The sequence below is a fragment of the Rhizobium sp. SG570 genome, assembly GCF_012275345.1.
Taxonomy (GTDB): domain Bacteria; phylum Pseudomonadota; class Alphaproteobacteria; order Rhizobiales; family Rhizobiaceae; genus Rhizobium; species Rhizobium lusitanum.
In genome coordinates this window covers 275237-290123 of sequence record NZ_JAAZQI010000004.1, presented here as the reverse complement: position 1 = coordinate 290123, position 14887 = coordinate 275237, and the positions used below count along the sequence as shown (strand labels likewise).

General features: G+C 60.1%; 15 protein-coding genes. 13 read left to right on the top strand and 2 right to left on the bottom strand.

Annotated elements, in window-relative coordinates:
* The first annotated feature begins 34 nt into the window (after positions 1 to 34).
* Genes FHT28_RS11245 through FHT28_RS11220 form a run of 6 tightly spaced genes read left to right on the top strand, consistent with a single transcriptional unit; the run spans position 35 to position 6090 of the window.
* Positions 35 to 754: an ABC transporter ATP-binding protein gene (locus tag FHT28_RS11245; RefSeq protein WP_092573608.1), complete on the top strand. Its 720-nt coding sequence runs from the start codon at positions 35 to 37 to the stop codon at positions 752 to 754.
* The gene (locus FHT28_RS11240) at positions 754 to 1476 is read left to right on the top strand and encodes an ABC transporter ATP-binding protein (protein ID WP_037193039.1); all 723 of its coding nucleotides are present in this window, start codon (positions 754 to 756) and stop codon (positions 1474 to 1476) included. Before FHT28_RS11245 ends, FHT28_RS11240 begins: the two co-directional genes overlap by 1 nt.
* Positions 1463 to 2326, top strand: a complete 864-nt coding sequence (locus FHT28_RS11235; RefSeq protein ID WP_037193037.1) for a branched-chain amino acid ABC transporter permease — start codon at positions 1463 to 1465, stop codon at positions 2324 to 2326. The genes FHT28_RS11240 and FHT28_RS11235 overlap by 14 nt, the downstream gene beginning before the upstream one ends.
* A gap of 7 nt (positions 2327 to 2333) precedes the next feature.
* A complete protein-coding gene (locus FHT28_RS11230) occupies positions 2334 to 3449 on the top strand; it encodes a branched-chain amino acid ABC transporter permease (protein ID WP_168596284.1) in 1116 nt (371 codons plus the stop codon).
* Positions 3442 to 5196: an FAD-dependent monooxygenase gene (locus FHT28_RS11225; protein ID WP_168596283.1), complete on the top strand. Its 1755-nt coding sequence runs from the start codon at positions 3442 to 3444 to the stop codon at positions 5194 to 5196. The genes FHT28_RS11230 and FHT28_RS11225 overlap by 8 nt, the downstream gene beginning before the upstream one ends.
* A 6-nt stretch (positions 5197 to 5202) precedes the next feature.
* A complete protein-coding gene (locus FHT28_RS11220) occupies positions 5203 to 6090 on the top strand; it encodes an intradiol ring-cleavage dioxygenase (protein WP_037193033.1) in 888 nt (295 codons plus the stop codon).
* Positions 6091 to 6161: 71 nt separating this feature from the next.
* Here the strand turns inward: FHT28_RS11220 and FHT28_RS11215 are convergent, their stop codons facing one another.
* A complete protein-coding gene (locus FHT28_RS11215) occupies positions 6162 to 6953 on the bottom strand; it encodes a phenylalanine 4-monooxygenase (RefSeq protein WP_047558656.1) in 792 nt (263 codons plus the stop codon).
* Between the two features lie 123 nt (positions 6954 to 7076).
* On the opposite strand from FHT28_RS11215, the gene FHT28_RS11210 reads away from it, so the two are divergent.
* Entirely contained in the window at positions 7077 to 7538 is a 462-nt protein-coding gene (locus FHT28_RS11210; protein WP_037193369.1) for an Lrp/AsnC family transcriptional regulator, read from the top strand.
* A gap of 30 nt (positions 7539 to 7568) precedes the next feature.
* On the opposite strand, the gene FHT28_RS11205 is transcribed toward FHT28_RS11210, so the two are convergent.
* On the bottom strand, positions 7569 to 8048 hold the full coding sequence (locus FHT28_RS11205; RefSeq protein ID WP_037193029.1) for an Lrp/AsnC family transcriptional regulator: 480 nt from the start codon (positions 8046 to 8048) through the stop codon (positions 7569 to 7571).
* 130 nt (positions 8049 to 8178) lie between these two features.
* Between FHT28_RS11205 and hppD the strand changes: the two genes are divergently transcribed.
* The 6 genes from hppD (at position 8179) to FHT28_RS11175 (ending at position 14815) form a co-directional block, all read left to right on the top strand.
* Entirely contained in the window at positions 8179 to 9288 is a 1110-nt protein-coding gene (hppD, locus tag FHT28_RS11200) for a 4-hydroxyphenylpyruvate dioxygenase (RefSeq protein ID WP_168596282.1), read from the top strand.
* Between the two features lie 59 nt (positions 9289 to 9347).
* On the top strand, positions 9348 to 10709 hold the full coding sequence (hmgA, locus tag FHT28_RS11195) for a homogentisate 1,2-dioxygenase (protein ID WP_168596281.1): 1362 nt from the start codon (positions 9348 to 9350) through the stop codon (positions 10707 to 10709).
* Between the two features lie 37 nt (positions 10710 to 10746).
* Entirely contained in the window at positions 10747 to 11772 is a 1026-nt protein-coding gene (locus FHT28_RS11190) for a fumarylacetoacetate hydrolase family protein (protein WP_168596280.1), read from the top strand.
* Entirely contained in the window at positions 11769 to 12401 is a 633-nt protein-coding gene (gene maiA / locus FHT28_RS11185) for a maleylacetoacetate isomerase (protein WP_168596279.1), read from the top strand. Before FHT28_RS11190 ends, maiA begins: the two co-directional genes overlap by 4 nt.
* Positions 12402 to 12880: 479 nt before the next feature.
* Complete coding sequence (locus FHT28_RS11180) at positions 12881 to 13396, top strand: DUF3455 domain-containing protein (protein ID WP_168596278.1); 516 nt, start codon at positions 12881 to 12883, stop codon at positions 13394 to 13396.
* 216 nt (positions 13397 to 13612) lie between these two features.
* Positions 13613 to 14815, top strand: a complete 1203-nt coding sequence (locus FHT28_RS11175) for an MFS transporter (protein ID WP_037193019.1) — start codon at positions 13613 to 13615, stop codon at positions 14813 to 14815.
* Positions 14816 to 14887 lie beyond the last annotated feature (72 nt).

The window sequence follows — 14887 nt, the reverse complement described above, 5'->3', positions numbered from 1 at the left end:
ACGTGGTGGAGCAACAGCAATCGGGAGGAGCGCCATGCCCCTGCTTGAACTGAACGAGGTATCCAAGTCTTTCGGTGCGCTCGTGGTCGCCGAGAATATCGGCTTTTCGGTCGAGGCAGGCGAGGCATTGGGCGTCATCGGACCGAACGGCGCGGGCAAGTCGACACTCTTCAATCTGATCACCGGCAATCTTGCGGTCGATCGCGGATCGATCGAATTTAATGGTCGCGATGTGACGCGCGATCCTCCCATGCAGCGATGCTTTGCCGGCATGGGGCGCACGTTTCAGATCCCGCAGCCCTTCGAGCGGCTGACGGTCTATGAAAACCTGCTGGTCGCCGGCGCTTTCGGCTCGCGAACGTCCGAGCGCGAGGTGGAAGCCTATTGCGCCGATGTCCTCGTCGAAACGGGCCTCATCGGCAGGGCCAATAATCTTGCCGGCTCTCTGTCGCTGCTGGAACGAAAGAGACTGGAGCTGGCGCGGGCCCTGGCGACCAAGCCCAAGCTTCTCCTGCTCGATGAAATCGCCGGCGGCCTGACCGACGGCGAATGCCGGCAACTGATCGCCACGATCAAACGCGTTCATCGGCGGGGTGTGACGATCATCTGGATCGAGCACGTGCTGCATGCGCTGACGGCGGTGGCCGAGCGCCTGCTCGTGCTCAACTTCGGGCGGGTGATCGGCATCGGCAAGCCCGACGCCATCATGAACTCGCGCGACGTCCGCGAAATCTATCTCGGCATGGAGGTCTGATGGCAAACCTTCTGCAGATAGCCGGCCTCAAGGCCTTTTACCGCGATTTCCAGGCTCTCTTCGGCGTCGATCTGTACCTCGATGCCGGTGAAACGGTCGCGGTCATCGGCGCCAACGGCGCCGGCAAATCGACGTTGATGCGATCGGTCGCCGGTGTTCTCAGCAACCAGCCTGAGATGGTGGTCTACAAAGGCGAGCCGATCGGGGCGCTTTCGGCGCCTGACGTCATGGCTCGCGGCATCGCTCTCGTTCCGGAAGGGCGCAAGCTGTTTGCCTCCATGACCGTGGAGGAGAACCTGCTGATCGGAACATACGGCCGCAAGGTCGACGGACCGTGGACGCTGCGCGGCGTCTACGAGCTTTTTCCCATTCTCCAGGAGCGCCGGCACAATCCTTCCACGGCACTTTCCGGCGGCCAGCAGCAGATGGTGGCGATCGGTCGGGCGCTGATGTCCAATCCGCAGGTTCTGCTGTGCGATGAGCTGAGCCTCGGTCTGGCGCCCGTCGTCATCAAGGATATTTATGCGGCCTTCCCCCGCATCCGCGCCACGGGCGCCGCCATAATCATCGTCGAGCAGGATATCGGCCAGGCGCTTGCCGTGTCCGACCGTGTCTATTGCATGATGGAAGGCCGGATCACCTTGACCGGCCGCCCCGGAGAGCTCGACCGCGCGCAGATCCACGCCGCCTATTTCGGAGCTGATCAACATGAACTGGGTTGATACGATCCTCCAAGGCGTTCTGCTCGGCGGGCTCTACGCCCTGTTCGCCGCCGGCCTCAGCCTCGTGTTCGGCATCATGCGGCTGGTCAATCTGGCGCATGGCGACCTTATAGTCTTTGCGGCCTTTCTCATCCTGGTGCTGGTGTCGACGCTTGGCGTCAATCCGTTCCTTGCCGCCGCGATTGCCGCACCGCTGATGTTCGCGATCGGCTGGCTGGTGCAATTCATTCTTCTCAATCGCACTCTCGGCAAGGATATCCTGCCGCCGCTGCTCGTCACCTTCGGCCTCTCGATCGTCATTCAAAACGGGCTCATGGAAGGCTTCAGTGCCGACAGCCGCCGTGTGTCGGCTGGCGCACTGGAGACGGCCTCCATCCCGCTTGCCGGCCTCAATATCGGCCTCATGCCTCTGTTGACGTTCGCCTCGGCAATTCTTGTCATCCTCGTGCTGAACAGGCTGATCTACAGCACTTCGATCGGCCGCGCGTTCCGAGCCACTTCCGATGATCCCGTGACGGCAGGGTTGATGGGCATCCGCCCCGAGCGAATTTTTGCCATGGCGACCGGGATCGCCATGGTCGTCGTCACGATCGCCGCCCTTTATCTTGGAACCCGCGCGAATTTCGATCCGAGCGCCGGACCGTCGCGATTGATCTATGCTTTCGAGGCCGTGATCATCGGCGGTCTCGGCTCGCTTTGGGGCACGCTGGCGGGCGGTATTATCCTTGGCGTTGCGCAGACCTTCGGCGCCGCCATCAATCCGGAGTGGCAGATCCTGGCGGGTCACATCGCCTTCCTCCTCGTACTCGTCTGCAAGCCGCGTGGTCTTTTCCCGCGAGCGATCGATTGAGGGTCCCATGACGTCAGGTTTCGAAACAATGATGGCAGAAGACGGGTCGCAAACCCCTTGGCGCACCGAAATAGGAACGCGGCTTTCGACAGGCTTTGCAGGCGTGGCTCTCCTCGTGCTGGCGGGCTTGGCTTTCGCGCCTTTCGTGGTCTCGCGCGGTGTGCTGCAGGACCTGTTCTTCATTCTGACCATGCTGGCGCTCGCACAAAGCTGGAACCTTCTTGCCGGCTATGCCGGGCTGATCTCCGTCGGGCAGCAGCTTTTCGTCGGCTGCGGCGCCTATGCTCTCTTCGGACTGGTCACCCTTCTCGGCATGGACCCGATCCTCGCGGTGCTGCTGGCCGGCGTGGTTGCGGCACTTCTCGCGGTCCCCACCGCCTTCTTCGTGTTTCGCTTGCACGGACCCTATTTCGCCATCGGCACCTGGGTGATCGCGGAAGTCGGCCGGCTGGTGCTTGCCCAGTGGAAGATGCTCGGCGGCGGCACGGGAACCTCCCTGCCGCGTGAGGCGGCCAGGGACATGGCCGGCATCGCGCTGCTCAAGGATTGGTTTGGCATGAAGGCAGCGCTTGCCGCCGATGCTCTCACCTTCTGGCTGGCGCTGATCATGGTCGCGGTTACCATCGGCTTTGTCTATCGCCTGCTCAAAAGCAAGCAGGGCCTCGGCCTGGCGGCTGTGCGCGACAACGAAACCGCCGCCCGCGCGCTGGGTGTGGATGCCAGGCGCATGAAGGTGACGGTCTATCTCGCCACGGCCTTTCTGACAGGCATCGTCGGTGCCCTGATCTATCTGCAGAAGGGCCGGATCTCCCCGGATGCCGCCTTCTCGCTCACGGACTGGACAGCCTATGTGCTTTTCATCGTTGTCATCGGCGGCATCGGAACGATCGAAGGGCCGATCGTCGGTGTGATCCTGTTCTTTTTCCTGCAGAATGCGCTCGCAAGCTACGGGTCCTGGTACCTGCTGCTGCTCGGTGCACTGGCGATCGCCACCATGCTGTTTGCGCCGCGCGGCCTTTGGGGCTTGGTCAGCGAGCGCACCGGCATCGAACTCTTTCCGGTCCGCCGTGTCTTGAAGGGCAGACCGCTCGCACAAACAGCAAAGGGAGGGCCAAATGGCTGACATCACGACCGACGTTCTCATCATTGGCACAGGGCCTGCCGGCTCGGCGACGGCCGCATTGCTGGCCAGCTACGGGTTGGAGCCTCTGGTGATCAACCGCTATCGCTGGCTGGCCACCACACCGCGGGCGCACATCACCAACCAGCGTACGATGGAGGTTCTGCGCGATCTCGGCCGCGATGTGGAGGACGAAGCCTATATGTTCGCGACCGAGCAGGAGCTCATGGGCGAAAACGTCTTCTGCACGGCGATCAACGGCGAGGAGATCGGCCGCATGAAGAGCTGGGGCACGCATCCGCTCTCGCAGGCGGAACACCAGCTGTCATCGCCGAGCCATATGAACGATCTGCCCCAGACGTTCATGGAGCCGCTGCTCTTCAAGACCGCCTGTTCGCGTGGCGCGCAGGCGCGCATGTCGACGGAATATCTGAGCCACGTGCAGGACGAGGACGGCGTGACCACGACATGCCTTGATCGGCTGACTGGCAAGGAAGTCACTGTGCGCTCGAAATTTCTGATCGGCGCCGATGGCGGCAATTCCAAAGTTGCCGAGCATGCCGGTCTCAGCTTCGAGGGAAAGATGGGGGTCGCGGGCTCGATGAACATCCTTTTCGAGGCGGATCTCTCGCCCTATGTTTCGCGCCGTCCCTCTGTGCTCTATTGGGTGCTGCAGCCGGGAGCCGATGTCGGCGGCATCGGCATGGGCCTCGTGCGCATGGTGCGGCCCTGGCATGAGTGGCTGATCGTCTGGGGCTATGACATCAACGAACCGCCTCCGGCCGTCGACGACGCATTTGCGATCAGGGTGGTGCGGGACCTCACCGGCGTTGCCGACCTGCAGCCGAAGATAAAATCGGTGTCGACCTGGACCGTCAACAACATGTACGCCACCACTATGTCCAACGGCCGGGTGTTCTGCATGGGCGATGCCGCCCATCGCCATCCCCCCTCGAACGGCCTTGGCTCCAACACGTCCATTCAGGACGGTTTCAATCTCGCCTGGAAGCTGGCGATGGTGATCAGGGGGCAGGCGGGCCGCGGTCTTCTCGACAGCTATCAGGCGGAGCGGGCGCCGGTCGCCAAGCAGATCGTTACCCGCGCCAACAAGTCGATCGAGGAGTTCGGGCCGATCTTCAGGGCGTGCGGCCTTCTGGACTCCGTCGATCCGGTGAAGATGCAGCAGAACATGGATGCCCGCTGTGATGACACGCCCGACGCCGAACGGCAGCGCAAGGAGATCCGCGAGGCGATTGCGGCCAAGGTCTATGAGTTCGATGCGCATGGCGTTGAAATGAACCAGCGTTACCGGTCGGATGCCATCGTCACCGACGGGCAACCGGAGCCCGGTTTCGAGACGGATGCGGAGTTGCATTATCAGCCGACGACATGGCCCGGCGCACGCCTGCCGCATACCTGGCTCTTCGGCCCCGACGGGGGAAAGGTGTCGACGCTCGACATTACCGGCCATGGACGGTTTACCGTGCTGACCGGCATCGGCGGCGATGCCTGGCTTGCGGCGGCAAGGGCGCTTGCTAAGGAATTCGGCATCGAGCTCATTGCGCACAAGATCGGTCCGCGGCAGCAATGGCAGGACTACACCGGCGATTGGGCGCGGGCGCGTGAAATCCGGGATTCCGGCGCGATCCTCGTTCGCCCGGACCATCATGTCGCCTGGCGCTGTGACGGTACCATCGCCGATCCCGTCGGGGAACTGCGCCGCGTGTTGAACACCATTTTGGATCGGTGACTGATCATGGAAGCGCATGAAAAAGGATATTTCACAGAGGAAAACTCGGTCGAGGTCGTGACCGGCCGCAACGCCAACGCCAAGAGCGAACGGCTGAAGGAGATCATGTCGGTCATTACGCTCAAACTACATGAGGCGGTGAAGCAGATCGAGCCGACCCAGGAGGAGTGGATGGAGGCGATCCTCTTCCTCACCCGGACAGGCGGGATGTGCAACGAATGGCGTCAGGAATTCATCCTGCTTTCGGATGTGCTTGGCGTATCGATGCTGGTCGACGCCATCAACAACCGCAAGCCTTCAGGCGCATCCGAGAGCACGGTGTTGGGTCCGTTCCATGTCGCCGACGCGCCGGAATTGCCGATGGGCGCCAACATCTGCCTCGACAGCAAGGGCGAGGATATGGTGATCTCCGGCCGCATCCTTGATATCGAGGGCAACCCTATCAAGGATGCGGTCATCGATGTCTGGCAGGCCAATGACGAGGGCTTCTACGACGTCCAGCAGAAAGGTCTTCAGCCTGATTTTAATCTGCGCGGGATATTCCGCACTGGGGCAGACGGAAGCTACTGGTTCCGGGCGGTCAAGCCGAAATACTATCCGATCCCGGATGATGGACCTGTCGGCCAGTTGCTGGCCCAGCTCGGCCGCCACCCGTACCGGCCGGCGCACCTGCACTACATCATCTCGGCCGATGGTTTTGAAACGCTGACGACCCACATCTTCGATCCGGACGATCCCTACATCCATTCGGATGCTGTCTTCGGCGTGAAGGAGAGCCTGCTTGCCAAGTTCAGGCTGACTGAAGATCAGGCGAGGGCAAGGCAGCTCGAGTTTTCAGGCAAGTTCTGGGAGGTTAACCACGACTTCGTTCTCGCCTATAAGCGACAAGTCTAGGACATGGTTGACGATGCGTATCGGATAATCGGCAGCCGGAACGTGGGCTGCCGATCCTTGTCGTCAGCGGCTCACGAGGCCTTGGCTTCGAAGGCGGGCGGGAAATCGCCCAGCGACTTTGCCTTGAGGATCAGGCCTTCGATATCCTCATCGACGATCGCTTCAAGGTCGCTGAAGCTATCGATAACATAGTAGATCGGCTGGACGATATCGATCCGGTAGGGCGTCCTGAGCACGCTCAGTAGATCGAACGGCCGAAACTCGCACGCCTTGCCTTCCATCGCCGCCTTCGCTTCGCTTGGCGAGGAGACGATGCCCGCGCCGAAGCAGCGGCGGCCCTCCGGCGTATTGATCAGGCCGAACTCGACGGTGAACCAGAAGATGCGGAACAGGTGCCAGGAATAGCCCTTGCCGAGGCGTACGGCGGTTTCGCCGAAATGCCGTACGAAATTGGCATAGCTCTGATTGGTCAGCAGCGGGCAATGGCCGAAGACTTCGTGGAACAGGTCCGGTTCCTCGATATAGTCGATATGCTCGCGACGGCGCAGGAAGGTGGCGAGCGGAAACTTGCCTTGCGACAGGAGCTCGTAGAAGCGGGAAGGCGGAATGAGCGCCGGCACGCCTTCCACCCCGAAGCCCGTCGTTTCGTTCAGGCGGCGGTTGACGTCGCGCAGCTGAGGCACCTTGTCCGGCTTCAGCCCCAGTGTTTTGACGCCGTCCAGATATTCGCGGCAGGCCATATTGGCGAGCAGCTTCAACTGACGCCGATAGAGTTCGCCCCATATCGCATCTTCTTCGGCGGTATAGGCGTATAAGCCATCCGGGCCTGGCAATTTGGCGGTGTAGCTGCTTTCCTTGACCATAGCTCGATCCTCCCAGATGCTGCGGTATCTTTCCAATTATGAACCGAGTTCGCGGGAAATTCTTTCCTTTTCCGGTAAAAATGGACGTGGTATTGGTAAATCTTCTCAAAAATGGTGCAGAAGATGAAAGAATCTGGGAATCCTCACCGCAAGCTTCTGCAATCGATCCAGGCCGATGGCAGTCTTTCGCTGGCAGACCTGTCGGAAAAGGCCGGTATGTCGCAGAGTTCGACCTGGCGGAAGATCCAGGAACTGGAATCGGAGGGTGTCATCCGCAAGCGTGTGACGCTGCTCGATCCCGGCAAACTCGATCTCAAGCTTTGTGTGATCGCGCATGTAACACTGGAGGACCACCACGAGGAGACAGTGGCGTCTTTCGCATCGGTGGTATCGGAGCGGCCGGAGATCATGGAATGCTATGCCCTGTCCGGCGCCTTCGACTACATGCTGAAGATCAGGGCGAAGGACGTGGAAAGCTACGAGGCGTTCATGACCCATTACCTGCTGCGCAACCGGCGTGTTCGCACGGTCGTTTCGAGCTTTGTGCTGCGCGAGCTGAAATTCTCGACCGAATTGCCGATCTAGCGTCTGTCAGGCCGGATGCGCGCCACCATGTCAGCTGTGCGGCATGAGCACCGGGAACCCTTCGAATGTCTTGAGCGTATCGAGCACAATGGAAGTCTTTACGTGTTGCACCGACTCGTGCGGCAACAGGATGTCGTTGACGAATCTCGAGAGGTCAGCGAGCCCGCGTGTCGCGACCTTCAGGTGGTAGTCCATCTCACCCGTCAGCGCATAGGCTTCGAGAACTTCCGGCAGCCCGTTGATCAGCTGGGAAAATCGGCGAGCGTTGTCCCTGTTATGGGTCGCAAGCGTCACCGAGATAACCACCAGCATATCCAGACCGAGCTTCTGCCGATCGAGGTTTGCCTGGTAGCTGCGAATATATCCTTCGGCTTCCAGCCTCGTTCGCCGGCGCGAGCATTGCGAGGGTGAAAGCGCGATCCGCTCGCCCAGTTCGTTGTTCGTCAGCCGGCCGTCTTTCTGGAGCTCCTGCAGCAGGCGCAGATCCAATTTGTCGAGTTGTTCATCCATTGCGCAAAACTTCCAAAATCCTCACAGATCGTGTATAATATTTTCGCTTCGCATGAAGAATGCAAGAACTTTGCATGCGTTTTGGGCCACACTTTGCATAGACAGAGTCCAATCTTCCGAGGAGGAGAAAATGGGTCCTTTTCCGCATGACGCGCCGCCGTCGGAAATTACCGCCGACAATCCGGCCGGCACCGACGGCTTCGAATTCGTTGAATTCGCTCATCCCGAGCCCGAGAAGCTGTGTGAGCTCTTCACGCGCATGGGCTATACTCCTGTTGCCAAGCACAAGACGAAGGACATCACCGTCTGGCGTCAAGGCGATATCAATTATGTGCTGAATGCCGAGCCGGGCAGTCATGCCGCCCGATTCGCGGCAGAACACGGCCCCGCTGCTCCGTCGATGGCCTGGCGGGTCGTTGACGCCAAGCACGCCTTCGACCATGCCGTGTCAAAAGGTGCTGTTCCCTATGAAGGGAATGACAAGGCGCTCGATGTCCCGGCAATTGTCGGCATCGGCGGTTCGCTGCTCTATTTCGTCGAAACCTATAGAAAAAAGGGATCGGCTTACGATGTCGAGTTCGATTGGCTGGGCGAGCGCGACCCGCATCCCGAAGGTGTCGGCTTCTATTATCTCGACCATCTGACGCACAACGTCTTTCGCGGCAACATGGACAAGTGGTGGGCATTTTATCGCGAACTGTTCAATTTCAAGCAGATTCACTTCTTCGATATCGACGGGCGCATCACCGGTCTGGTGAGCCGCGCGATCACGTCTCCCTGCGGCAAGATCCGCATTCCGCTGAATGAATCGAAGGACGACACAAGCCAGATCGAGGAGTTCCTGAAGAAGTACAAGGGCGAGGGCATCCAGCACATCGCCGTCGGAACTGAAGACATCTACGAAGGCACCGACAGGCTTGCCGATAATGGCCTGCGCTTCATGCCAGGTCCGCCGGAGACCTACTACGATATGTCCTATAAGCGTGTGAACGGCCACGACGAGCCCATCGACCGCATGAAGAAGCATGGTATCCTCATTGACGGCGAAGGCGTGGTGAATGGCGGCCTGACGAAGATCCTGCTGCAGATCTTCTCCAAGACGGTCATCGGCCCGATCTTCTTCGAATTCATTCAGCGCAAAGGCGACGAGGGCTTCGGCGAAGGCAATTTCCGTGCTCTCTTCGAGTCGATCGAGGCAGATCAGATCAAGCGCGGCGTCATCGGCACGGCGGCCGAATGATCTCTAGGCGACCCGGTGATTGCATGGGGTCGCCCTCAGTTTTCGGGAGGAATTGAGCGATGGACCAGACGATATCTAAGACTTCCGACCATGAGGCGCTGGCGGCAAGTAATCTCAAATACATGCCCGGATTCGGCAACGATTTCGAAAGCGAGTCGCTTCCCGGCGCTTTGCCGCAAGGCCAGAACAGTCCCCAGAAATGCAACTACGGTCTTTATGCCGAGCAGCTTTCCGGCTCGCCTTTCACGGCACCGCGCGGGACGAACGAACGGTCCTGGCTCTATCGCATCCGTCCGAGCGTGCGCCATACCCGGCGCTTTTCGAACACCTCCTACCCGCTCTGGAAATCCGCGCCCTGTCTGGACGACCATTCGCTTCCGCTCGGCCAACTCCGCTGGGGTCCCGTGCCGGTGCCCGACGAGAAGCTGAGCTTCCTCAAGGGAGTGCGGACGATCACGGCGGCGGGCGATGTCCTGACCCAGACAGGGATGGCCGCTCATGCCTATGTCTTAAACGAGGACATGGTGGACGATTACGTCTTCAATGCCGATGGCGAATTGCTGGTCGTCCCGCAGATCGGCGCCATTCGAATATTCACTGAAATGGGCGTCATCGATGTCGAGCCCTTGGAAATATGCATCATCCCGCGCGGCATGATGTTCAAGGTGTTGCGCATCGGCGACCAGAAGGTCTGGCGCGGATATATCTGCGAGAACTACGGCGCGAAATTCACGCTGCCGGATCGCGGGCCGATCGGCGCGAACTGCCTGGCAAATCCGCGAGACTTCAAGACACCGGTCGCGGCGTTCGAGGACAAGGAAACGCCTTGCCGCGTGCATGTCAAATGGTGCGGGAAATTCTACGTGACGGACATTGGCCACTCGCCCCTCGATGTGGTGGCCTGGCACGGCAATTATGCGCCTTACAAATACGACCTGCGGACATTCTCCCCGGTCGGCGCGATCCTGTTCGACCACCCCGATCCGTCGATTTTCACGGTGCTGACCGCCCCGACCGAAGCAGCGGGCACGGCGAATGTCGATTTCGTGATCTTTCCGCCGCGCTGGCTGGTCGCCGAACACACCTTCCGTCCGCCCTGGTACCACCGCAACATCATGAGCGAATTCATGGGGCTGATCCACGGTCAATACGACGCGAAGGAAGAGGGATTCGTGCCTGGTGGTATAAGCTTGCACAACATGATGCTTCCCCACGGACCGGATGCGTCGGGCTTCGAAAAGGCATCCAATGCGGAACTCAAGCCCGTGAAGCTCGACAATACCATGGCCTTCATGTTCGAGACCCGGTACCCGCAGCAGGTGACGAAATATGCGGCGGAACTGGAAACGTTGCAGGACAATTACCTGGAGTGCTGGGATGGCCTGGAGCGCAGGTTCGACGGCACGCCCGGCATCAAGTGAAGATCGGCCACGCATCCTCTTACGGTGGAACCAGCACATGAAGCTTGCGACTTTGAAAGACTCCACGAGGGACGGCCGGCTCGTCGTCGTCTCCCGCGACCTGACCCGCTGCTCCGAGGTCGGTCATATCGCCCGCACCTTGCAGGCTGCCCTCGACGATTGGGAGCATGTGGCGCCCAGACTCGCGCAGGTTGCCGAAGGTATCGAGACGGGTGCCCAGCCGACGCTGAGGTTCCATGAGCATGACGCCGCATCGCCTTTGCCACGGGCCTACCAGTGGGCTGACGGCTCTGCCTATGTCAATCATGTCGAGTTGGTGCGCAAGGCGCGCGGTGCCGAGTTGCCGACAAGCTTCTGGACCGATCCGCTGATGTACCAGGGCGGCTCGGATAGTTTCCTCGCACCGCGCGATCCGATCGTGGCGGCCGACGAGGCCCATGGGATCGACATGGAGGGCGAGGTCGCCGTCATCGTCGGCGACGTCGCCATGGGTTCGGGTTCGGACATTGCCCGGAGCGCCATCCGCCTGGTGATGCTCGTCAATGACGTGTCGTTGCGCGGCCTCATTCCGCAAGAGCTGGCAAAAGGGTTCGGCTTCTTTCAGTCCAAGCCGGCATCGGCATTTTCTCCGGTCGCGGTCACGCCCGACGAACTGGGTGAGGCGTGGGATGGCGGCAAACTGCATCTCCCCTTGCTCGTGACCTTGAACGGCAAGCCATTCGGCAAGGCGAATGCCGGTGTCGACATGACGTTCGATTTTGGCCAGCTGATCGCCCATGCCGCCAAGACCCGTGACCTTGTGGCCGGAACGATCATCGGCTCGGGAACGGTGTCCAACAAGCTCGACGGCGGTCCGGGCAAGCCGGTCGAGAGCGGCGGTGCCGGCTACTCCTGCATCGCCGAGATCCGGATGATCGAGACCATCGAAAGCGGAGCGCCGAAGACTCCCTTCCTGCGGTTCGGTGACCAGGTCCGCATCGAGATGCACGACCGGTCAGGGCATTCGATCTTCGGGGCAATCGAGCAGAGCGTCGAAAGACATGGGGGATCGGAGCTGCAATGAATGAGGTCGTTCTCTACGACTATTGGCGATCGTCGGCGAGCTATCGCGTCCGCATCGCGCTCAATATGCTTGAGATCGACCATAAGACCGTGTCGATCAACTTGCTGGAAGGTGAACAGAGAGGCCCGGACTATCTGGCGCTCAACCCGCAGGGGCTCGTACCGGCGCTGGTGATCGATGGGAGAACGTTGACGCAGTCGCTGTCCATCATCGAATATCTGGCGGAGCTTCGGCCGGAGTGCGGTTTGATGCCGGCGGATACTGCAGGCCGCCAGCACGTGCGGGCACTTGCCTACGCGATCGCCATGGACATCCATCCGATATGCAACACGCATGTCGCAGCCTATGTCATGACCATAACGGACAAGGCCGAAGCCCGCGAAGAATGGATGAAGCATTTCATTGCGGATGGACTTCGCAAGCTGGAAGCGATGCTTGGCGAATTCAACGGGGATTTTAGCTTTGGAGATCGGCCGACAATGGCGGACCTCTGCCTTGTCCCGCAAGTCTACAATGCCCGTCGCTGGGGAGTTGATATGACCGACCTCAAGCGCATCGTTGAAATCGATGGCCGGTGCGCCAAACTGTCTGCCTTCCAGGCAGCGCATCCGGACCGCGTGAAACCATAACGTCAGAGCTGTAACGGCGAGAATTCGCCCAGGCTTTTGCGTAGGTCTCGAAATCAAATCGATGGTGGTGTCCGCAGCCAAGGCAGACACCGATCGCCGGCGCGAGAAAAAGAGCCGGGGAGGATGAGCTTCCCGGCCGTCAATGACAATAATCTTCTTTTCCACCCCCAGGGCATTGCTCAAAGCGAAACTATTTCCGGTTTCGTCTGAACCTGCGAGCCGGTGCAGCCGTATAATGCGTGCAGGCGCCATATGCTGGATCCGGCACCGGCGGTTTCACGTCGGGGTCACGTTATGTTGTGGGACCACCAGCTTGATCCTGCTCGAATTCAGGACTTGAAATGGGGCGCAGGAATCGTTCGCCCGCAGGCGAACCGGACTTGCCTGGGATGAACGAGGAGTATGAGTATATCATGCACATTCTATATTTTCGCAGATCTGGCGTCGCCACAATCCGGCTCGGTAAGCGACTTCGAAGGATGAAGCTTCTTTCCATCGGCCTATTCGTGCCTTGTCTGGCATTCGCAGCATCTATTTCGGCCAACTCTCAGCGAGCCAACGCTGCCGACCTCCCCGCGAATATAGAGGTCAAGGACGCAACGTCAGTTGCAACCGTGCATGCCGAAGGCGTTCAGATCTACGAGTGCAAAACCGGCTCGGACAATAAGATGAGCTGGCAGTTCCGCGAGCCGCTGGCAACGTTGCTGCAGGACGGCACGACCGTCGGGCGCCATTTTGCGGGTCCCGGTTGGGAGTTTGCCGATGGCAGCTCCATCAAAGGCAAGGTCGCGAGCCAGGCTCCAGGTGCCACAAAGAACGACATCGCCATTCTGAGGCTCGATGTCGTCGAACATCGGGGTGATGGAGCGTTGTCGAAGGTGACGGCGGTGCAGCGTCTGGACACGAAGGGCGGCGTATTCTCCGGCGCTTGCGACCAACCGGGCGCGATGCATCTTGAACCCTATACAGCCCGCTACGTTTTCCTTGCGAACTGATCGCGTCCGTCAGGCAGCGCCCCGGCATCGGAGCCGGGTGCACAAGAGCCGCCAATTGCCATCGGGTCCCTGGCGAGGCGTCCTTCCATCCGGCTTCCGATACGCAGCATCGCCAGTGCAGCCAATATTTATTTTTGCACGTTTCCGTCGGGCTCAAACCTGCTAAAAGCCGCTCACCCGCAAGACGGGTGATTTGACAGACCTTCGACACAACCGATGACCCGCCTCATTCCCGAAGTATTCCGCGACCCGACGATCCGGGTGAGCATGCTTGCCATCTTTGCCTTCGGCTTTGCCGGAGCCGCGACATCGCCTTATCAGTCCGTCGTGGGTATTCGCGAACTCGGCCTGAGCAATGGGCTATATTCGGCACTGATCTTCTGTGCGGCTGCGGTCAACGTCATCGTCAGCATTCTGCTGGGAAACCTGGCGGACAGGATCGGTGAATATCGCACGATGATGCTGACGGTCGCGCTCTTCGGCATCCTGGGTTATGGCGCGGTCTACGTCGTTCCCACGCAGGCGACCTTCATTCTCGCCGCATTGTTTCTCCTTCCGATCTACGGTTCCCTCAATTCACTGCTGTTTGCCAATGTCAGGGTCGCGACCAATGGGATGGAGCGCAACAACGTGGCGACCGTAAATTCGGGCGTCAGGGCGATGATTTCGCTATCCTGGGTTCTCGTGCCTGGTATCACCGGGGCGCTGCTCGCAAACTCCGCAAGCATGTTACCCGCCTATCTTTTCGCCGGTTTGGCCTGTGCGGTTTGTTTCGGATTGATTGCGGTTTTCCTTCCCCGCCAGAGCGGCACCGACAAGGCGGCAACGCGCCATCTCTCCTATCTCGCGGCACTCGGCGAGGTCATCTCGCCGCCGGTTTTTGTGCGGGTGATCGCGGTGGCTTTGATCAGCAGCACGCTTCATGTCAATGGTGCCATTCTGCCTCTCATCGTCACCGGTGCCGCCCACGGCTCCGTCGCCGATATCGGCGTGCTCGTCGGGATCGTTGCGCTTCTGGAAGTCATATTCATCGTCGTGTGGGGACGCGCCCAACGGATCATGAGCCATGTGACAGCGCTGGCCCTCGGCACGGTCATCTATGTCGTTTACCTGCTGTTGCTCGGGTTGGCATCGGCGCCCTGGCACGTCTATGCGCTGACCCTTATCAGCGGCATCGGAGCGGCTGCCCTCATCAGCATTCCCATCACCTATCTGCAGGATCTGATCGCCGAGCGTCCGGGGCTCGGCAGCGCCCTCATATCGGTCAATATTTTCCTCAGCGCCGGCCTGAGCGCCCTCCTGTTTGCGCTCGGAACCGCTACGAGCAGCTATTCGGGAACGGCAGTCATCGGAGCGGTTGCCGGCGTGGTCGGACTTGCCATGCTGCTCTTCTTTGATGGCGCCAGGCGGCGCGGATAGGCGCAGGCGCGCTTCCCTTGTTCGACCTGGCAGCAGCCAGGACATTTGTTGACGACACCTCGTCATTCGATT